The organism is Paracoccus albicereus (assembly GCF_024359525.1).
Taxonomy (GTDB): domain Bacteria; phylum Pseudomonadota; class Alphaproteobacteria; order Rhodobacterales; family Rhodobacteraceae; genus Paracoccus; species Paracoccus albicereus.
Genome location: NZ_JAKZEU010000005.1, coordinates 278505 through 296586, shown reverse-complemented (window position 1 = coordinate 296586; position 18082 = coordinate 278505). Strand labels below are relative to the sequence as shown.

At 66.0% G+C, this 18082-nt stretch carries 18 protein-coding genes; 4 read left to right on the top strand and 14 right to left on the bottom strand.

Annotated features, from left to right (window positions below; genetic code table 11):
* Nucleotides 1-78: 78 nt before the first annotated feature.
* The 3 genes from hisG to hisS are packed head-to-tail and all read right to left on the bottom strand — an operon-like array spanning nt 79 to nt 3298.
* A complete protein-coding gene (hisG, locus tag MLD63_RS15135; RefSeq protein WP_255330746.1) occupies nt 79-765 on the bottom strand; it encodes an ATP phosphoribosyltransferase in 687 nt (228 codons plus the stop codon).
* On the bottom strand, nt 762-1820 hold the full coding sequence (locus MLD63_RS15130; RefSeq protein WP_439957675.1) for an ATP phosphoribosyltransferase regulatory subunit: 1059 nt from the start codon (nt 1818-1820) through the stop codon (nt 762-764). Before MLD63_RS15130 ends, hisG begins: the two co-directional genes overlap by 4 nt.
* A complete protein-coding gene (gene hisS / locus MLD63_RS15125; protein ID WP_255330744.1) occupies nt 1820-3298 on the bottom strand; it encodes a histidine--tRNA ligase in 1479 nt (492 codons plus the stop codon). Before hisS ends, MLD63_RS15130 begins: the two co-directional genes overlap by 1 nt.
* Before the next feature lie 49 nt (nt 3299-3347).
* Here hisS and MLD63_RS15120 point away from each other — a divergent pair, with 49 nt between their 5' ends.
* Entirely contained in the window at nt 3348-3554 is a 207-nt protein-coding gene (locus tag MLD63_RS15120) for a SlyX family protein (RefSeq protein ID WP_255330743.1), read from the top strand.
* Between the two features lie 58 nt (nt 3555-3612).
* Here the strand turns inward: MLD63_RS15120 and MLD63_RS15115 are convergent, their stop codons facing one another.
* The 4 genes from MLD63_RS15115 to MLD63_RS15100 are packed head-to-tail and all read right to left on the bottom strand — an operon-like array spanning nt 3613 to nt 6972.
* Entirely contained in the window at nt 3613-4527 is a 915-nt protein-coding gene (locus MLD63_RS15115) for a prephenate/arogenate dehydrogenase family protein (RefSeq protein ID WP_255330742.1), read from the bottom strand.
* The gene (gene hisC / locus MLD63_RS15110) at nt 4524-5627 is read right to left on the bottom strand and encodes a histidinol-phosphate transaminase (protein ID WP_255330741.1); all 1104 of its coding nucleotides are present in this window, start codon (nt 5625-5627) and stop codon (nt 4524-4526) included. Before hisC ends, MLD63_RS15115 begins: the two co-directional genes overlap by 4 nt.
* A 59-nt stretch (nt 5628-5686) precedes the next feature.
* Nucleotides 5687-6130: a GNAT family N-acetyltransferase gene (locus MLD63_RS15105; RefSeq protein ID WP_255330740.1), complete on the bottom strand. Its 444-nt coding sequence runs from the start codon at nt 6128-6130 to the stop codon at nt 5687-5689.
* The gene (locus MLD63_RS15100) at nt 6130-6972 is read right to left on the bottom strand and encodes an AAA family ATPase (protein ID WP_255330739.1); all 843 of its coding nucleotides are present in this window, start codon (nt 6970-6972) and stop codon (nt 6130-6132) included. The genes MLD63_RS15105 and MLD63_RS15100 overlap by 1 nt, the downstream gene beginning before the upstream one ends.
* A 165-nt stretch (nt 6973-7137) precedes the next feature.
* Here MLD63_RS15100 and dksA point away from each other — a divergent pair, with 165 nt between their 5' ends.
* Together dksA and MLD63_RS15090 are read left to right on the top strand one after the other, a co-directional pair.
* The gene (gene dksA, locus MLD63_RS15095) at nt 7138-7560 is read left to right on the top strand and encodes an RNA polymerase-binding protein DksA (RefSeq protein WP_255330738.1); all 423 of its coding nucleotides are present in this window, start codon (nt 7138-7140) and stop codon (nt 7558-7560) included.
* A gap of 64 nt (nt 7561-7624) precedes the next feature.
* The gene (locus tag MLD63_RS15090; protein ID WP_255330737.1) at nt 7625-8740 is read left to right on the top strand and encodes an FAD-dependent oxidoreductase; all 1116 of its coding nucleotides are present in this window, start codon (nt 7625-7627) and stop codon (nt 8738-8740) included.
* Between the two features lie 68 nt (nt 8741-8808).
* Here the strand turns inward: MLD63_RS15090 and glmM are convergent, their stop codons facing one another.
* The 7 genes from glmM to MLD63_RS15055 all read right to left on the bottom strand — a co-directional run bounded on the left by glmM (nt 8809) and on the right by MLD63_RS15055 (nt 16700).
* A complete protein-coding gene (gene glmM / locus MLD63_RS15085; RefSeq protein ID WP_255330736.1) occupies nt 8809-10152 on the bottom strand; it encodes a phosphoglucosamine mutase in 1344 nt (447 codons plus the stop codon).
* A gap of 19 nt (nt 10153-10171) precedes the next feature.
* Entirely contained in the window at nt 10172-11161 is a 990-nt protein-coding gene (folP, locus tag MLD63_RS15080) for a dihydropteroate synthase (protein WP_255330735.1), read from the bottom strand.
* Nucleotides 11158-11937 carry a dihydroneopterin aldolase gene (locus tag MLD63_RS15075; RefSeq protein ID WP_255330734.1) on the bottom strand — a complete coding sequence of 260 codons (780 nt, stop codon included), beginning with the start codon at nt 11935-11937 and terminating at the stop codon, nt 11158-11160. The genes folP and MLD63_RS15075 overlap by 4 nt, the downstream gene beginning before the upstream one ends.
* A 91-nt stretch (nt 11938-12028) precedes the next feature.
* Nucleotides 12029-12592, bottom strand: a complete 564-nt coding sequence (locus tag MLD63_RS15070) for a cell wall hydrolase (RefSeq protein ID WP_255330733.1) — start codon at nt 12590-12592, stop codon at nt 12029-12031.
* A gap of 392 nt (nt 12593-12984) precedes the next feature.
* Complete coding sequence (locus tag MLD63_RS15065) at nt 12985-15525, bottom strand: putative PEP-binding protein (protein WP_255330732.1); 2541 nt, start codon at nt 15523-15525, stop codon at nt 12985-12987.
* An 85-nt stretch (nt 15526-15610) separates the two neighbouring features.
* Complete coding sequence (locus tag MLD63_RS15060; protein WP_439957674.1) at nt 15611-16168, bottom strand: peptidylprolyl isomerase; 558 nt, start codon at nt 16166-16168, stop codon at nt 15611-15613.
* A 25-nt stretch (nt 16169-16193) separates the two neighbouring features.
* Nucleotides 16194-16700, bottom strand: a complete 507-nt coding sequence (locus MLD63_RS15055; protein WP_255330730.1) for a peptidylprolyl isomerase — start codon at nt 16698-16700, stop codon at nt 16194-16196.
* Nucleotides 16701-16871: 171 nt separating this feature from the next.
* Here MLD63_RS15055 and MLD63_RS15050 point away from each other — a divergent pair, with 171 nt between their 5' ends.
* Nucleotides 16872-18074, top strand: coding sequence for a phosphoglycerate kinase (locus tag MLD63_RS15050; protein WP_255330729.1), 1203 nt, complete (start codon nt 16872-16874; stop codon nt 18072-18074).
* Nucleotides 18075-18082: the final 8 nt, after the last annotated feature.

Sequence of the window (18082 nt, the reverse complement as noted above, 5' to 3'; positions counted from 1 at the left end):
GCAAATGCTGGCCAAAGCGTAGCCCAGGGTGTTGCGCTGTTGCGCCCCACCATTCGCTGCCGTTGCCGTTCAGGTTGGTTAACGCGCGGCCAGTCCCAGATGCGTCAGAACCCGGTCCAGTTCGGCGCCCATCGCCGCACGATTGGCAAACAGAACCGCCTGGCTGCGCAGGATCGGATTGTCGTGCTCTATGATCTTTAGCGCGTTCGCGCGCAGCGTCTCGCCGCTTGACGTGATGTCGGCAATCGCCTCGGCTGTCTGGTTCGCCACCGTGCCTTCGGTCGCGCCCTGGCTGTCCACCAGCTGATAATCAGCGACTTCGGCCTCGGCCAGCCAGGCGCGAACAAGCCGATGATATTTCGTCGCAATCCGCAGGCGGAACCCATGCGCCGCGCGAAAGTCGCGGGCAATACTGGCAAAATCGTCCAGCGTTTCGCAATCGCGCCAGCATTCGGGCACGGCCAGGATCAGGTCGGCGTGACCGAAGCCCAGCGGCGCGATCTCGGCCAGATCGCTGCGCCAGCCAACCAGTCTTTCGCGCACCAGATCCTGCCCGGTCACACCCAGTTCGATCCGCCCTACCGCCAGTTCGCGCGGGATCTCGCCCGCCGACAGAAGGACAAGCTGCAGCCCGTCGATCCCCTCGACCCGGCCCCCGTAATCACGATCCGAGCCGCTGCGCGACAGCGTGACACCGCGCGCAGCGAACCAGTCGAAGGTCAGCTCCATCAGCCGCCCTTTCGAGGGAACCCCTAGCCGGATCATACGCCCTCCAGTTCGGCCAGCAATCCCGGCCGAACGATCCCGCCAACGGCAGGAATTCTTTGGCCTTTTCCCAGAACTGCAGTCAGCGCGTCATAGCGTCCGCCGGATGCGACCGGGGGCCAGCCGGCATGGTCGCGGGCCACGAAGGTGAAGGTGAATCCGTCGTAATATTCCATCGTCGTCCGGCCGTGGCTGGCGTCGAAATGGACGCTTGCAGGCTCGATTCCGCGGGCCGCGATGGCGGAAAGCCGCGCCTCGATCCGCGCCACCGCGGGCGCGATTGCCGGCAATTCGCCTTGCAGCGCCTGAAGGTTGCGCAGCGCTTCGTCGGCGGGACCGTTCAGGGCGAACAGCCGCTGAAGCCGCGTCGTCCAGACAGGATCGAGCGGCGGCGTCCCGGCGTCGGCCGCGATCCGCGCGATCCTCGCTTCCATCTCGTCCTCGCCGCGAAGGCCCGCCCAAGACCCTGATGCTGAGGGAAAATCCCGTTGCGCCGTCGGACTGGAAAAACGTTCCAGCAGTCGCGCAAAGCGGCGCGGCCGCCAGACGTGATGGATCAGCGCATCGCGCCGCGGGGCGGGCAGGGGCAGCCCTGCCACCGCATCAAGCATCAGCGCCATGTCGCCCATCACCGCCCGCAGGCCATAGGGCGCCAGCAACCGGTGAAACAGCGCAAAGACCTCTGCGTCTGCGCCCGGCTCTCGGCTGAACAGTTCGAACCCGGCCTGCAGATACTCGTTGTCGCGCTGGTGGTCGGGGCGGGTCTCGCCGGTATCCTGCTTGCGGAAGATCTCGCCCAGATAGCAGTAGCGCGCAGGCTCGGCCCCGCCGTCCATGTGCATCTGCACGACCGGCACGGTGAAATCGGGACGCAGCATCACCTCGCCCCGGATCGGATCGCTGGTGACATAGGCGCGGGCGCGGATGTCCTCGCCATAGAGGTCCAGCAGAGTCTCGGCCGGCAACAGGATGTCGGGCGCGACCTCGACCGCGCCTGCCTCTCGGAACGCCGCCAGCAGACGGTGGCCAACGGCCTGCTTGTCGCGCTTGGCGATCATCCCAGGATGCGCCGCACTTCGGCAAGCAGATCGCCGCGTGCGACCTCGGTCTGCGCGGGCTGGGACTTCCATTCGTCAAGGCTAGCCTCGGCCGCGATCTTCGCGCCAAGGATCAGGTCCTTGACCTGCACGACACCGCGCGCCGCCTCGTCCGCGCCCTGGATGATCGCTATGGGGGCAGCGCGCTTGTCGGCGTATTTCAACTGGTTGCCGAAATTCTTCGGATTGCCCAGATAGACTTCGGCACGGATGCCCGCCGCGCGCAGTTCCGCAGCCATCGCCTGATAGTCACCCATCCGGTCGCGATCCATCACCGTCACCACGACTGGACCCGATGCCTCTGCCCCTGTCAGCCCCTTGGCCCGCAGCGCCGCCAGCAGGCGGTCCACGCCGATGCTGACGCCCGTCGCCGGGACCTTCTGCCCGGTGAAGCGTTCGACCAGCCCGTCATAGCGCCCTCCGCCCGCGACGCTGCCGAACTGCCGCTTGCGCCCCTTCTCGTCGAGGATCTCGAAGGTCAGTTCGGCCTCGAACACCGGGCCGGTGTAATAGCCGAGGCCGCGGACCACGGCGGGGTCGATCACGATCCGGTCCTCGTTCATCCCCATCGCGGCCAGCATCGCGGCGATCTGCGACAATTCGTCCACGCCCTCGGCGCCGATGGTCGAGCCACCGACCGCCGCACGCAGATTGTCCAGCGTGGCGCCGTTCTCGCCACCCTTCGCCGTCAGGAAGTCCAGCACCGGCTTGGCCTGCGCCTCGCTCAACCCCACGCCTTCGATCTCGGCGCCGCTGTCGTCGCGGCGTCCGGTGGTCAGCAGCGACAGCACGCCCTCGCGGCCGACCTTGTCGAACTTGTCTATCTGGCGAAGCACGTCATCGGCCTGATCCTCGCGGACCTCGGCGGCTTCCAGAACGCCGTTCAGTACCTTGCGATTGTTGATCCGCACGACGTAATCGCCGCGCGCGATGCCCACCGCTTCCAACGCATCGGCCAGCATCGCGCAGATTTCCGCGTCCGCCGCGACGGACGCACTGCCGACCGTATCGGCATCGCATTGATAGAATTGCCGGAACCGCCCGGGCCCCGGCTTCTCGTTGCGCCAGACCGGACCCATCGCGTAACGGCGATAGGGGCTCGGCAGATCGTTGCGGAACTGCGCCGCGACGCGCGCCAGGGGCGCCGTCAGGTCATAGCGCAGCGCCAGCCAGTCGCCCGAACCGCCACCTGGAACGGCCTCCTCCTGCCAGGCGAAGACGCCGGCGTTCGGGCGGTCCACATCGGGCAGGAACTTTCCCAGGGCCTCGACCGTCTCGACGGCGCTGGTTTCCAACGGATCGAAGCCGTGCAGCGCATAGACGCGGGCGATCGCGTCCAGCATCGCCTTGCGTTCGGTGACATCCGCGCCAAAATAGTCGCGAAAGCCCTTCGGCGTTTCCGCCTTGGGGCGGGGTTGTTTCTTGTCTTTCGCCATGATGGTCGCCTTCGGCCGGTCCGTGGCTGCTTTAACGGAGGGCGCCTTCATGGACAAGCGGACCGAGACGCTGGAAGAGGCGGTGGCCCACCTGACCCGCACGGTTGAGGACCTGTCCGAGGTCGTGGCCCGTCAGGATGCCGAAATCGCGCAACTGACCCGCCGGGTCGAGCAGTTGCGTCGGGCGGAGGCGGAGCGCGAGCTTGACGCCGGCGGCTCGGTCCCGCTGGCCGACCAGCGCCCGCCGCATTGGTGAGACTTTATTGACCGCGTATCGGGCAAACGAACTCGGCGGCCACTTTCGCTGAAACGCTTCAGCCCTTGCCGCGCCCGAAGTCCGGTGCGTCGGTGTCCTGACCCGCCTCGATGATGCCGCGCCGGATCGCGCGCGTGCGTGTGAAGTAATCGTGCAATTGCTGGCCGTCGCCCATACGGATCGCGCGCTGCAGGACGAACAGCTCTTCGGTGAAGCGGCCGAGGATATCCAGCGTCGCCTCGCGATTGTGCAGGAACACGTCGCGCCACATCGTCGGATCGCTGGCGGCGATCCGGGTGAAGTCGCGGAAACCGGCGGCGGAATACTTGATGACCTCTTCGTCGGTCACGCGGCGCAGATGATCGGCGACGCCGACCATCGTGTAGGCGATCAGGTGCGGCGTGTGGCTGGTCACGGCCAGCACCAGATCGTGGTGACCGGGGTCCATCCGCTCGACATTCGCGCCGATGCCACGAACCAGATCCTCGAGCCGAGCGACCTGCGCCTCGTCCGCATCGGGCAGCGGCGTCAGCAGCCACCAGCGATTGCGGAAGAGGCTGGCAAAGCCCGCGCGCGGCCCGGAATGTTCGGTCCCGGCCAGCGGATGGCCCGGGATGAAGTGGATGCCTTCAGGCAGATGCGGGGCGACCGCGTCGATGACCGATTGCTTGACGGAACCGACATCCGTGACCACCGCGCCGGGCTTCAGATGCGGCGCGATTTCGGCCGCGACATCGCCCATGGCGCCGACCGGGACCGCCAGCACGACCAGATCGGCATCCTTCACTGCGACGGAAACATCGTTGTGGATCGCGTCGCACAAGCCGATCTCGCGCGCCACATCGCGCGTCTCGGCGCTGCGGGCATAGCCGTGGACCTGACCGGCCAGACCCTTCTCGCGCATCGCGAGCGCCATCGAGCCGGCGATCAACCCCAGCCCGATCAGGGCCACGCGGTCGTAGATCACGCTCATCGCGCAGCCCTTTCACCAGCCATGAATTCGCTGATCGCCGCGATGACCCGGCGACAGCCAGCCTCATCGCCTACGGTGATGCGCAGTGCCTCGGGCAAGTGGTAGCTGGCGACGTTGCGCACGATGATCCCGGCATCGCGCAACGCCACATCGCAGGCGCGCGCGCGCTCGGCATCGGGAAGGCGGGCAAGTACGAAATTCGCGTGGCTTTCGTCGCAGGCAACGCCCATCTGCACCAGTTGGTTGCGCAGCCAGCGCCGCAGCCGAGCGTTTTCGGCGGCGCAGTGCGCGGTGAACTCGGTATCGCGCATCGCGGCTTCTGCCGCGGCCATCTGCGCGTTCGACAGGTTGAACGGTTGCCGAAGGCGCGCCAGCACATCGATGATCGGACGCTGCGCATAGCCCCAGCCGATCCGCAACCCGCCGAGCCCGTGGATCTTCGAGAAGGTGCGCGTCATCACCACGTTCGGATAGGCATCGACCAGATCGGCGTCGCGGTAATCGGGCTGGGCGAATTCCATGTAGGCGCCGTCATGGACCAGGACGCAGTCGCCCGGCAGTCCTGCGATCAGCCGACGCAGGTCTTCCCCGGACAGCATCGTCCCGGTCGGATTGGCGGGATTGGCAAGGAACACGATCCGCGTCCGCTCGGTCACCGCGCGCAGGATAGCATCCACATCGATCCGCCGATCGGCCTCGTCCACGGTCACCGGGGTCGCGCCAACCGCATGGGCCAGGATCGGATACATCGCGAAACCGTGGCGCGTGGTGATGACCTCATCGCCGGGCCCTGCGTAGGCCTGTGCCACGAACTGCAGAACCTCGTCCGAGCCGACACCGCAGATGATCCGGTCGGGGTCGAGGCCATGGATATCCCCGATGGCGCGACGCAGCGGGCCGTGATCGGTCGCGGGATAGCGGTTCAGGTCTTTTGCGGCTGCCTGAAACGCCGCCGTCGCGGCCGGGCTGCAGCCGTAGGGATTTTCGTTGGCCGAAAGCTTCAGCGCCTCGCCGCCGCCCGCAAGCTTGCTTTCGCCGCTGACATACAGGGCGATTTCCATGATGCCGGGTTGCGGCTGGGGCTGGGTGCGGTCGGACATGGTCGGCTCCGGGACGGTCGGGCCGTCATACCGGGGCGGGGGGGAGTTCGGCAAGGCGGCTAAAGCGGTCGGTTGTACCGGATGAATCCGCTTTGTCTTCCGACGCGATCATAGAGCATCCGACCCGCATAATTCGTTTCCTGCGTCAGCCAGTAGACGGCGGGCGTGCCCGACCTGTCGGCCGCGGTATAGACCGCCTCGATCAGCGCGCGGGCGACACCGCGCCCACGGGCATCAGGCGCGGTATAGAGATCTTGCAGATAGCAGGTGCCTTCTGGCCGCCACAGATGCGGATGAAACACGTAATGGGTCAGGCCCAGCAGAATGCCGTCCGCCTCGGCGACCAGCCCATGAAAATCCGAAGGATCATCCGCGATCAGCCGCGTGAAAGCCTGGTCGAAGAACGCGTCGGGCAAATCGGGACGGTCATAGAAACGGTGATAATCGTCGTAGAGCGCTTGCCACTGCGGGCGATCCTCGGATCTCAGCGCGCGGATTTCCATCACCGGCCCTGCCGCCGCGCCATGAAGGCAAGCTTTTCGAACAGTGCCACGTCCTGTTCGTTTTTTAGCAGCGCGCCATGAAGCTTGGGCAGCATCTCGCCCGGCTCGCGCTTCAAATCCTCGGGCGACAGATCCTCGGCCAGGATCAACTTCAGCCAGTCCAGCAGCTCGCTGGTCGAGGGCTTCTTCTTCAGACCCGGCGCCTCGCGCAGTTCCAGAAACTGGCTCAAGGCGGCTTCCAGCAGACGTGGCTTCAGTCCGGGATAATGAACCTCGACGATCCGCTTCAGCGTCTCGGCATCCGGGAAGCGGATATAGTGGAAGAAACAGCGGCGCAGGAAGGCGTCGGGCAGTTCCTTTTCGTTGTTCGACGTGATGATGACGATCGGGCGATGGATCGCGGCGACCGTCTCGCCGGTCTCGTAGACGTGGAACTCCATCCGGTCGAGTTCCTGCAGCAGATCGTTCGGGAACTCGATGTCGGCCTTGTCGATCTCGTCGATCAGGAGCACTACCTTTTCTGGTGCCTCGAAAGCCTGCCACAGCTTGCCGCGCCGGATATAGTGCCCAACCTCGTTCACCCGCGCATCGCCCAGTTGGCTATCGCGAAGGCGGCTCACAGCGTCGTACTCGTAAAGACCCTGTTGCGCCTTGGTGGTCGACTTGATCGACCATTCGATGATCGGCAGCCCCAACGATGCCGCGACCTGCCGGGCCAGCTCGGTCTTGCCGGTGCCCGGCTCGCCCTTGACCAGCAGCGGCCGTTCCAGCGTCACGGCGGCGTTGACGGCGATGGCAAGATCGGGGGGCGCGACATAGGTGTCGGAACCGGCAAAGCGCATGTCATCATCCTTCAGGGCAGGGCGCCGGCACCCTATCCGCCGTCCGGAAAGGCCGCAAGGATGCCGCAATTGTCAACGCGATTGACCCGTGACAAGAGGGTGCTCATACTTTAATGGGGCGGCCAAGGTGCCGGTTTTCACCGCGACCGGCCTGCCGGAGGTCCAATGAAAGCCCAGACGTTTCTGCCGCAGGATTATCGCCCCGCCGAGGACGAGCCTTTCATGAACGACCGGCAGCTTGAGTATTTCCGTCGCAAGCTGAACGCGTGGAAGCAGGAACTTCTGGATCAGTCGGCCGAGACCCTGGAAGGCCTGCAGGACAGCGGCCGCAACGTCCCCGACATCGCCGACCGCGCCAGCGAGGAAACCGACCGCGCGCTGGAACTGCGCACACGCGACCGCCAGCGCAAACTGGTCAGCAAGATCGACAGCGCGCTGCGCCGGATCGAGACCGGCGAATACGGCTATTGCGAAATGACCGGCGAGCCGATCAGCCTCAAGCGCCTCGACGCGCGCCCGATCGCCACGATGACGCTGGAAGCGCAGGAAAAGCACGAGCGGCGTGAGCGGGTTCACCGCGACGATTGATCCGGGTGCGACAATCGCACAACGCCGACTTCCCGCAGCGATGCGGCCTACTTCAAGCTAAGACATGATGCCCGCTGCGACGATCGTGGGGGCGGGGATCGCCGGCCTGACAGCGGCCCTGGCGCTGACTCAGCGCGGATCAGTTGTGACCGTTCTGGAGAGGGCGCCAGAACTGGCGGAAGTGGGCGCGGGTATCCAGATCTCTCCCAATGCCGGTCGCGTCTTGGACGCGCTGGGGCTGGGACCAGGGCTCGACGCAGTGTCGCTGCGCAGCCGCGGGGTTCGGTTGTGGAACAGCGCCGGGAAGCCCGTCGCGACGCTCGATTTCCTGCGGCATCGGCCCGACGCACCCTTTCGCCTGATCCACCGCGCGCGCCTGATCGAGGTTTTGGCCGAGGCCATCAGCAAGGCGGGCGTGATCCTGCGGCTGGGGGAGAGGGTGGAGACCTTGCCTGACGTCGGTCTGCTCGTCGGCGCGGACGGATTGCAAAGCCGTGTCCGTCGTGAACTGAACGGCACCGAGGCGCCGTTCTTTACCGGCCAGACCGCTTGGCGCGCAGTCATCGACGATCCCGATCCGCAGCCGGAGGTCTGGGTCGACGCCTTCTTGGGCCCCGGCCGGCATCTTGTCAGCTACCCGCTTGCGAACAACCTGCGCAACATCGTGGCGGTGGAGGAACGCGCCGAGTGGCAGGAGGAGGGGTGGTCGCAGCCGGGCGATCCTGCCCAACTCCGCAGCGCCTTCGCATCGTTCCGCGGTCCGGTGCCCGGTTGGCTGGATGCTGTCCACGACGCGCATCTCTGGGGGCTGTTCCGGCACCGCGTCGCGCCGCGCTGGCATGACGACAATCGTGTGCTGATCGGCGATGCCGCGCATCCGACACTGCCCTTCATGGCGCAGGGGGCGGCGATGGCGATCGAGGATGCCTGGGCGCTCGCCGCCTGTCTTGGGACAGACCCGGATCAAGCGAAGGCTCTCGCACGCTACCAAGTGCTGCGGCAGGACCGGTGCACCCGTATCGTTGCGATGGGTGATGCAAATGCGCGCCATTACCATCTTGGCGGTCTGCGACAGCGGGTCGCACATGCGGCACTGCGGTCGGCGTCGACCTTCAGACCGTCATTCCTGCTGTCGCGCTTCGACTGGATCTACGACCACGACCCTATCGCCGGGGTCTGACCGTCGCATTGACGGATGGAGCCTTGAGATCGGGGCAGTCGGCCCCCTCTTCGCGCGATTAACCGGGCTCAGGCCGCCTTTTCGACCGCAGCGACGATGCCGTCCACGACCTCGCGCAACATGCGTTCGTCCTCGGCCTCGGCCATGACCCGGATCAGCGGCTCGGTTCCCGACTTGCGGATCAGCACGCGGCCATGACCTTCCAGCCGTGCCTCTGCCTCGGCGATGACCGCCTTGACCTCGGCCGCCGACAACGGATCGGCCCCCGCCGCGTAACGGACGTTTTTCAGCATCTGCGGCACCGGCTCGAACTGCGCAACCAGATCGCTCGCACGCTGGCCGCTATCGGCCATCGCGGCCAGAAACTGCAGACCCGCGATCAGCCCGTCGCCGGTGGTCGCGTAATCGGTCATCACGATATGACCCGACTGCTCGCCGCCCAGGTTGAAGCCCGCGCCGCGCATCTTCTCGACCACGTAGCGGTCGCCGACGCGGGTGCGTTCCAGCCGCAGGCCGCGCCCGGTCAGGAACCGTTCGAGGCCCAGGTTCGACATCACGGTGGCCACCAGCGCGCCCCCCTTCAGCCGACCCTGTTCTGCCCAGCGACCGGCCAGAAGCGCCATGATCTGATCGCCATCGGCCAGTCGTCCGGTCTCGTCGATGATCGCAACCCGATCGGCGTCACCGTCCAACGAGATGCCCAGATCGGCCCCATGCTCGCGCACGGCCGCGGCGCAGGCTTCGGGATGGGTGCTGCCGACACCATCGTTGATGTTGAACCCATCGGGCTTCACGCCGACCGGGATCACCTCGGCGCCCAGTTCCCACAGCACGTCGGGGGCCGCGCGGTAGGCTGCGCCGTTGGCGCAATCGACGACGACTTTCAGCCCGTCCAGCCGCTGGCCGGTCGGAAACGTGGTCTTGGCGTATTCGACATAGCGTCCGCGCCCGTCGTCGATGCGCTTGGCCCGGCCGATGTTGTCAGGCTGCGCCGGGACGATTTCCTGCTCGACGATGGCCTCGATCTCGGTCTCGGCCTCGTCCGACAGTTTGAAGCCATCGGGGCCGAAGAACTTGATGCCGTTGTCATGCGCCGGGTTGTGGCTGGCCGAGATCATGATCCCCAGATCCGCCCGCATCGAGCGGGTCAGAAAGCCCACCGCCGGCGTCGGCACCGGACCCAGCAGCAGGACATTCATCCCGGTGCTGGTCAGGCCGGCGGTCAGCGCGTTTTCAAGCATGTAGCCCGACAACCGCGTGTCCTTGCCGATCACGACACGGTGGCGGTTGCGCCCGTCGCGACGGAAATAGCGCCCCGCCGCCGCACCGATCCGCAAAGCCATCTCGGCTGTCATCGGCGGCGTATTGGCCCGCCCGCGCACCCCGTCGGTTCCAAACAGCTTTCTGCTCATCTGTCCTTGCCCCTTGTCGTCATGCCTGCCCGTATCCGTCCTCGCCCGCGGCCGCACGCCACAGGGCCAGGGCCTGTCGCACCTCTGCCACGTCGTGGACGCGGTGGACCTGCACACCCTGCGCCACCGCTGCCAGCGTCACGGCAAGCGTCCCCGGCATCCGCTCGGCTGCGTTCTCCGCGCCACCGATCGTGCCGATGAACCGCTTGCGCGAGGCGCCCAGAAGCACCGCGCAGCCAAGCCCATGATACAGCGAAATGCGCCGCAGGATCGCCAGATTATGCGCCATCGTCTTGCCGAAGCCGATGCCGGGGTCGATCACGATCCTGTCGCGTGAAATTCCCGCCGCCTCGGCCCGTTCAACGCGCTGCTCCAACGCGTCGTAGACGTCCAGCAGCACGTCGTCATAGCGTGGATCGTCCTGCATGTGGTCTGGCAGCCCCTGCGCATGCATCAGGCAGACCGGCACACCCGCATCGGCAACGATGCCCGCCAGGGCCGGATCGAAATCGAAACCCGACACGTCGTTGACCATCACCGCACCCTCATCCAGGGCAGCACGCGCGACCGCAGCCTTCCGAGTATCGATCGACACAGGCGCGGCGTATCGCATCGAGGCGATCACCGGACGCACGCGCGCTATCTCTTCCTCCACCGGCAGTTCCGTGGCGCCGGGCCGCGTCGATTCACCGCCGATATCGAGGATCTCGGTCCCGTCTGCGGTCAGGCGCCGTGCCTGTTCTAACGGCTCGTAGGCGCCCCCGTCCGAAAAGCTGTCGGGGGTAGCGTTGACGATCCCCATCAGTCGGGGCCGGTCGAGCGATAAGCCGACCAGCGGCGCGCGCGGTGCGGTCAGTGCCTCAATCACTGCGTCGGGGGCGTCATCGACGATCACGGGCGAACATCCCCGCTCCAGCCGTTCGAAACGCGAGGCGCGTGTCCAGCCGCCCGCGATGATGAGGCTGCCGGTTTCCGGTTCGGGGATGGGGCGATAGTAGACTCTGCTCATGGTGCGACGCTGACCGGAACGCTAAATCCTTCGGGTAAAGCGGGCAGGTCCCGGCCTGCGGGCAGCGCGAACTCCAACCGCCGCGCCTGAAGCCGATCGGCCAGCCAAAGTGTCAGCGCCATCGGATCGGCTGCCAATCCTGCGACATCGGCCGCCATCCGCGCCGGCGCCCAGATGACAGAACGGCCGGTCGCCGCCGCCCAGTCGAGTTCGGTGCGCGAGGCGACGACATCGAGGCCGAGACGCGCCCCAAGCCGCCAGGCCGCCTGATCCAGCGCCAGCAGCGCGATCATCCGGTCGGTCGCGGACGCCTGGGGGTCGCCTTGGCCGTCCGCGACCACGATACGCCCGGCCGGGATCGGGACGTCGTTCGCGAAAAACAAGATCGCCGCGCCATCGGCCGAAGGACCGGTCGCCACGCGGCCTGCCTGACGTGCGATGGTGACGCCAAGCGCGCCGGGGCCGCGATCCAGCTTTTCGACGGTGACCTCGATGCGCACAGCGCGCGGATGGGCCAGAACCTCGGCAGCGATCCGTTCTGCCAGTGTTTCCACCAGATTGTAGCGCTGATCGCCAAGCGCCGAGGTGACCGCGCCTGTCAGCACGTCGTAGGACAGGATCGCATCGACTTCATCATCCGTACCCTCGACAGGCTCTGCCAGGTCGACGGTCAGGTTGAAGCGCAGGCGTTGGTCCTGCCCACGTTCCGACTGGAAGGCGCCGATATCGGCGGAGACGACGTGGTCGCGAAGGTGAATGCGATCGGGCTGGTCCATCCGCGGGATGTTGCAGCTATGCCTGAGCGACGCAAGCCAAAGCAAAAGGCCCGGCGCATGACCGGGCCTGTTGGGACAGACAGTCTCGGGATCAGTTCGACGCGAGACGCTGGCCCGACCGATAGAAGATGTGACGACCGATCTGCACCGTACGCTGAAAACGGTGCGACCATGCCGGGCGGACCGAAGGCGTGTGGAAATAGGTTGCGCCGTTGGTCAGGGTGCGCGGCGCGCCGGACAGCGCGGCCTCGGCGATGTTGCGAACGCGCAGATAGGCAGCCTTGTTGCCGATCCGCTTCTTCCCGCCGATCGTATAGCTGAACTGTGATTGCTGGTTCACGACGCCACAGACGCTGGACGGGAACGCGCGGCTGTCGACGCGGTTGAGGATGACTTCGGCAACAGCGGCCTGGCCTTGCTTGCCCTCGCCGCGCGCCTCGAAATACAGCGCCTCGGTCAGGCAGGCCAGATCGGCCTCGCTGAAGCGTTGCGTGGCGCGGGCGAGATAGACCTGTTCGGGACCGTTACGGACCTGTGCGGGCTTGGCATCGGCGAACCGCAGGGGGTGGACGCGGGGGGTGTCCCGGTCCGGGAAATCGCCGTCGGCAAGCTCGATCCCGTGCAGCGCGGCGCTGTGGGCAAAATGGCCGGCCATCATCGAACGGTCGGATTCGGCGGCAGCGGGGGAAAAACTGAACACAAAGAGTGACTGGGCGAGCGCTAAACACAAACAGGCGCGCATCAGCCGAGGCGGCAGCTTTGGCATGATTGTTCCTATGTCGTGGGCCCTGCTCTGGGCCGTTCGGGTTCATTGCAACGCGACGGCGAATGTGAAGCAGAGATGACCGCCGCAAAGATCAGCGCGGTGGATAGGCAAACCGGATGGCAAGATGCCAGTTGCCCAAACGGTTAATGACCCAATTTGCTGCGCTTCGACGCGGAACCGGCGAAACCTTGCCGACCGCTAACGCAAAAATTGGCGAAAAACAGCGATTTGCGGGGAAAGAAAGGACCGCTTCGGGCTCATCCTAAGGCTGAATCACCACTTTACGGCTGCGATTCGCGCCGTCCACGGATCGAGGCCTGCGCGGCGGCAAGGCGTGCGACGGGTACACGGAAGGGTGAACATGACACGTAATCGAACCCGGCGCGATGGCAGAAATCGATCGATTCCGGATTGCCGCCGTGTTCGCCGCAGATCGAGATCGTGATCCCAGGATGTGCCTGCCTCGCGCGCTCTGCGCCCAGCAGCAGCAACTCACCGACGCCTTCCTGGTCGAGGATGTGGAACGGGTCTTCTTCGTAGACGCCTTGATTGACGTAGCTGCCCATGAAACGGCCCGCATCGTCGCGCGAAAGGCCGTAGGTCATCTGCGTCAGATCGTTGGTTCCGAAAGACAGGAACGCCGAATGGGGCGCGATGTCGCCTGCACGAAGCGCCGCGCGCGGCGTTTCGACCATGACCCCCAACCGGTATGAGAATTCCTTGCCCATGGCGTTTCGTACGCTCGCAGCGACGGAATCGACCTGGGTCTTGACCAGTTCGACCTCGCGCATGGCCGAGACCAGCGGGATCATGATCTCGGGCACCACCGCGTCGCCTTTTGAGCCTGCGATGACCGTCGCCTCGAAGATCGCGCGGGCCTGCATCTCGTAGATCTCGGGCATGGTGATGCCCAATCGGACACCGCGAAGGCCCAGCATCGGGTTGAACTCCGCCATCGCCTCGACGCGCCGGGTCACGTCGGACAGCGGCAGGTCCAGCGAGAAGGCCAGTTCACGCAGCGCCTCGCGATCGGTCGGCAGGAATTCGTGCAGCGGCGGATCGAAAAGCCGGATGGTGACCGGCCGTCCCGCCATGAGCTTGAACAGTGACACGAAATCGTCGCGTTGCATCGGCAGCAGACGCTGAAGCGCCATGCGGCGATCTTCCGCGGTGTCGGCAAAGATCATCTCGCGCATCGCGGGCAGGCGCGCTTCGTTGAAGAACATGTGCTCGGTCCGGCACAGGCCGATCCCCTGCGCCTTGAACCGCAGGGCCGTCTCGGCCTCTTCGGCGGTGTCGGCATTGGCGCGGACGCTCAGCGTCTGCGCGGCATCGGCCCAGTCGAGCAGCTGGTTGAAAGCGTCGTCCAGCGCCGGTTCCAGCATTTCCGCCGCACCCGCCAGCACCTCGCCCGAGCTGCCGTCGATGGTGATCTGGTCGCCCTCGGAAAAAATGCGGCCCTTGGCGCGCAGCACCCGGTTGCGACCGTCGATGGAGATACCGGTCGCACCCACAATGCAGGGCAGCCCCATGCCGCGCGCGATCACGGCGGCGTGGCTTGTGGTGCCGCCGCGTTCGGTCAGCACCGCGACGGACGCGTGCATGCCCCGAATATCCTCGGGCAGGGTTTCGCGACGGACCAGCACGCAGGGCTCGCCCCGCGACGCCTGCGCCTGCGCGGCGGCGGCCGAGAAGACCAGCCGCCCCGTGGCCGCGCCGGGTGAGGCATTGATGCCGCGGCCGATGATGTCGCGCGGCGCACGCGGGTCCACCTGATAATGCAGCAACTCGGACAGCGCGCGGGGCTCGACCCGCATCACGGCTTCGTCCTCGGGGATGATCCCGTCCCGCGCCAGTGCGACGGCGATCTGGACCGATGCGCGCGATGACCTTTGCAGCCTGATCGCATCGATGATCGCAAGTTGGCCGTCGGTCAGCACGAATTCGATCACCATCTCTTCGCGCAACCGCTCACGGGCGGCGACGCCGAAGCGCACCAGATCGGCAAAGACCTCGGGTGCTGCGTCTTCCAGCGAGGGGCCACGCTCGTCGCGGGTCAGGTACAACGTCTCGGCCTCGGCACCCTTGGTGTTCTGGTGCTGTTGCCCACGGAACCGCCCGGTGATGCGGTGGACGCCGGTCACCGGATCGACGAACTGGATCGTGCCAGACCCCGTCAGTCCGGGCCCAAGCGCCAGCGCCATCTTCTGCACCACCAGACCCAGCGGTGCGACGGGCGGTGCGCCGTTGGCCTGACGCAGCAGACGGGCGGACGGCCCGTCCCACGCTCGGGCCATCGACCGCATCACCTCGGCCAATTGCCGTGCGGGATCTTGCGGAAACGGCTCGTCCATTTCGTCACGGTAGAGGCGCAGCGCGTCGTCCAGCGCGCCGGGACCGTCCTGCGTGAACATGTCTGGATCAAGCCGCGCCACCTGAACGGCGTAGGTCTGCACCAGACCCAGATACAGCGCGTCTGCGGCATCCTTGCCCAGTTTCTTGGAAAGCGCGCCATGGCATTCATCGTTGATGCCCACGTTCAGCACAGTGCCAGGGCCGCCCCATTCGGGGTTCAGCGCCGACGGACGGATACTGACCAGACCGTCGCCTTCGGCGATGATCGTGCGCAACATGTCCTGATCGGGCAGATGACCATTGGCGATCGCGCTGACCGAGCCGCTGTCGAAGGCCCAGCTTGGCGGAACCGGCAAATCCATCCGCACCAGCCTTTGCAAGCATTTCGCGCGCCAGCCGTGGCGTGCGATCGCGATCTGCGCCGACGGCGCGATCCGGGTCATGCTGATGGTGGCGGCGGCACTCATGGCGGCGCGAGGATAGGCGCGGGTCTGCCGATGCCGCAAGCGCGAATTCGGGCGGCGCGAAACCTCCGCGCCGCCCGTCAGGGGGTTATTCGGCGATCGTGACCGTGGCCATGTAGTCGGGCGCTTCCACCGATCCGTTGGCGGCGGGATCGCCCTTCTTGATCGAATTCAGGACGTCCCACCCTTCGACCAGCTGGCCGACGACGGTATATTGCCCGTCAAGGAACGGCGCCGGCGCCAGATCGATGAAGAACTGGCTGTTGGCGCTGTCAGGGCTTGCGCTGCGCGCCATGCCGACGGTGCCTGGCTGGAACGAGACATCGTTGAATTCGGCAGCGAGATCCGGAAGATCCGAACCGCCCATGCCGGCCATTGCGGTATCACCGCTTTGCTTGCCGTGCTGGACGTCGCCGGTCTGGGCCATGAAGCCGTCGATCACGCGGTGGAACACCACCCCGTCATAGGCGCCGTCGCGCGCGAGCGTCACCAGACGCTCGACATGGTTCGGGGCCTTGTCGGCATACAAGTCGATGACGATCTGGCCCTTGGCGGTGCCGTCTGCGCCCGCGACCTCGATCACCATATTGGGGCCGGGGCCGTCGGTGACGCCCGGCAGCTCCTGCGCGAGGGCCGGTGCAGCCATCAGCAGGGCCGGGATCAACGCAAGCTTACGCATCGGCAGCCACCTTGACGCTGATCATCCGGTCAGGCGACGCAGGCGGCTCGCCGCGCGCGATCTTGTCCACGTTCTCCATCCCGTCGATCACCCGGCCATAGACGGTGTACTGGCCGTTCAGGAAATCGTTGTCCTTGAAGTTGATGAAGAACTGGCTGTTGGCGCTGTTCGGGTTCGACGACCGCGCCGCCCCAAGCGTGCCGCGGGCGTGCGGAAGCTTGGAAAATTCGGCGGGCAGGTCGGGTTTGTCCGAACCGCCGGTCCCGGCGCGGCCGGGGTTGTAGTCCTTTTCCATGTTGGCGTGCTGCACGTCGCCGGTCTGGGCCATGAACCCGTCGATGACGCGGTGGAAGGCCACGTTGTCATAGGCACCGGCGCGCGCCAGTTCCTTCATCCGTTCGACATGCTTCGGTGCCACATCCTTCAGAAGCTCGACGACGACCGGGCCGTCCTTCAGCTCGATGATGATCGTGTTCTCGGGATCCTTGATCTCGGCCACCGGACTCTCCTTCTCCTATGGGCTGGAACCGACATAGGTTGTGGTCCGACCAAGCGCAACGCGCCCGGCGATCCGCCGCCGAGCACATTGTTGACGAAGGCGTCATCATGCGGGACAAGCCGCGGCAGGGCAGGGGCGCGAACCCGGCAGCAGGCTGAAAGGATATGCGTGATGGCTGATTTCAAGACGATCGACGATCTGGATCTGGACGGCAAGGTGGTGCTGACGCGGGTGGACATCAACGTCCCGGTCGAGGACGGGCGCGTGACCGACACGACCCGGATCGACAAGATCGTCCCGACCGTAAAGGACATCCAGGACGCGGGCGGCATCCCGGTCCTGCTGGCGCATTTCGGCCGTCCCAAGGGGCAGGTCGTGGAGTCGATGAGCCTGCGCCAGGTCGTGCCCGCGCTGGAACAGGCTCTGGGTCAGCCGGTCACCTTCATCGAAACCCTGACCGGGGGCGCCGCCAAGCGCGCGGTCGCCGCGCTGAAACCGGGCGATGTCGCGCTGATGGAAAACCTGCGCTTCCATGAGGGCGAGGAAGGCAACGACCAGACTTTCGCCGCCTCTCTCGCCGCAATGGGTCAGGTTTATATCAACGACGCCTTTTCCGCCTCGCATCGCGCGCACGCCTCGACCGAACAGCTGGCCCATATCATGACTGCCGGCGCCGGACGGCTGATGGAAGCAGAGCTGAAGGCGCTCGATGCCGCGTTGGGCAACCCGGAACGGCCCGTGGCTGCGGTCGTGGGCGGTGCAAAGGTCTCGACCAAGCTGGAGCTTCTCGACAACCTGACGCGCAAGGTCGATCACCTCGTCATCGGGGGCGGGATGGCCAATACCTTCCTGGTGGCGCAGGGGGTCGAGGTCGGCAAATCGCTGGCCGAACGCGACATGGCCGACACGGCACGCGCGATCCTCGACAATGCTGCAGAGGTCGGGTGCACGATTTATCTGCCGACCGACATCGTTGTGGCGCGTGAGTTCAAGGCGGGTGCGGAAAGCGAGGTTCTGCCGGTCGATCAGTGCCCTGCCGACGCAATGATCCTGGATGCCGGGCCGGAAACGGTCACAGCGATCAAGGATCTGTTCGGTCGGTGCAAGACGCTGATCTGGAACGGGCCGCTCGGCGCCTTCGAAATAGAGCCTTTCGACCGCGCGACCAACGAGGCGGCGCAGGCGGCTGCGGAAGCGACGCGGGCCGGCACGCTGATCTCGGTCGCGGGGGGCGGCGATACCGTCGCGGCGCTGAACCGCGCCGGCGTCGCAGACGATTTCACCTTCATTTCGACGGCCGGGGGTGCCTTCCTGGAATGGATGGAAGGCAAGGAGCTTCCGGGCGTCGCAGCGCTGGTCGCTGCCGCTCGCTGATCGCCCGA

Excerpts from the sequence above, each read along its gene's own strand:
- hisS (WP_255330744.1), bottom strand. The coding sequence starts at position 3,298 with ATGGCGAAAGACAAGAAACAACCCCGCCCCAAGGCGGAAACGCCGAAG.
- folP (WP_255330735.1), bottom strand. The coding sequence starts at position 11,161 with ATGAGCAGAGTCTACTATCGCCCCATCCCCGAACCGGAAACCGGCAGC.
- MLD63_RS15100 (WP_255330739.1), bottom strand. The coding sequence starts at position 6,972 with ATGCGCTTTGCCGGTTCCGACACCTATGTCGCGCCCCCCGATCTTGCC.
- MLD63_RS15060 (WP_439957674.1), bottom strand. The coding sequence starts at position 16,168 with ATGGCTGCACCGGCCCTCGCGCAGGAGCTGCCGGGCGTCACCGACGGC.
- MLD63_RS15050 (WP_255330729.1), top strand. The coding sequence starts at position 16,872 with ATGGCTGATTTCAAGACGATCGACGATCTGGATCTGGACGGCAAGGTG.
- MLD63_RS15115 (WP_255330742.1), bottom strand. The coding sequence starts at position 4,527 with ATGAGCGTGATCTACGACCGCGTGGCCCTGATCGGGCTGGGGTTGATC.
- MLD63_RS15065 (WP_255330732.1), bottom strand. The coding sequence starts at position 15,525 with ATGAGTGCCGCCGCCACCATCAGCATGACCCGGATCGCGCCGTCGGCG.
- MLD63_RS15075 (WP_255330734.1), bottom strand. The coding sequence starts at position 11,937 with ATGGACCAGCCCGATCGCATTCACCTTCGCGACCACGTCGTCTCCGCC.
- glmM (WP_255330736.1), bottom strand. The coding sequence starts at position 10,152 with ATGAGCAGAAAGCTGTTTGGAACCGACGGGGTGCGCGGGCGGGCCAAT.
- MLD63_RS15090 (WP_255330737.1), top strand. The coding sequence starts at position 7,625 with ATGATGCCCGCTGCGACGATCGTGGGGGCGGGGATCGCCGGCCTGACA.
- hisG (WP_255330746.1), bottom strand. The coding sequence starts at position 765 with ATGATCCGGCTAGGGGTTCCCTCGAAAGGGCGGCTGATGGAGCTGACC.
- MLD63_RS15105 (WP_255330740.1), bottom strand. The coding sequence starts at position 6,130 with ATGGAAATCCGCGCGCTGAGATCCGAGGATCGCCCGCAGTGGCAAGCG.
- hisC (WP_255330741.1), bottom strand. The coding sequence starts at position 5,627 with ATGTCCGACCGCACCCAGCCCCAGCCGCAACCCGGCATCATGGAAATC.
- dksA (WP_255330738.1), top strand. The coding sequence starts at position 7,138 with ATGAAAGCCCAGACGTTTCTGCCGCAGGATTATCGCCCCGCCGAGGAC.
- MLD63_RS15070 (WP_255330733.1), bottom strand. The coding sequence starts at position 12,592 with ATGGCCGGCCATTTTGCCCACAGCGCCGCGCTGCACGGGATCGAGCTT.
- MLD63_RS15120 (WP_255330743.1), top strand. The coding sequence starts at position 3,348 with ATGGACAAGCGGACCGAGACGCTGGAAGAGGCGGTGGCCCACCTGACC.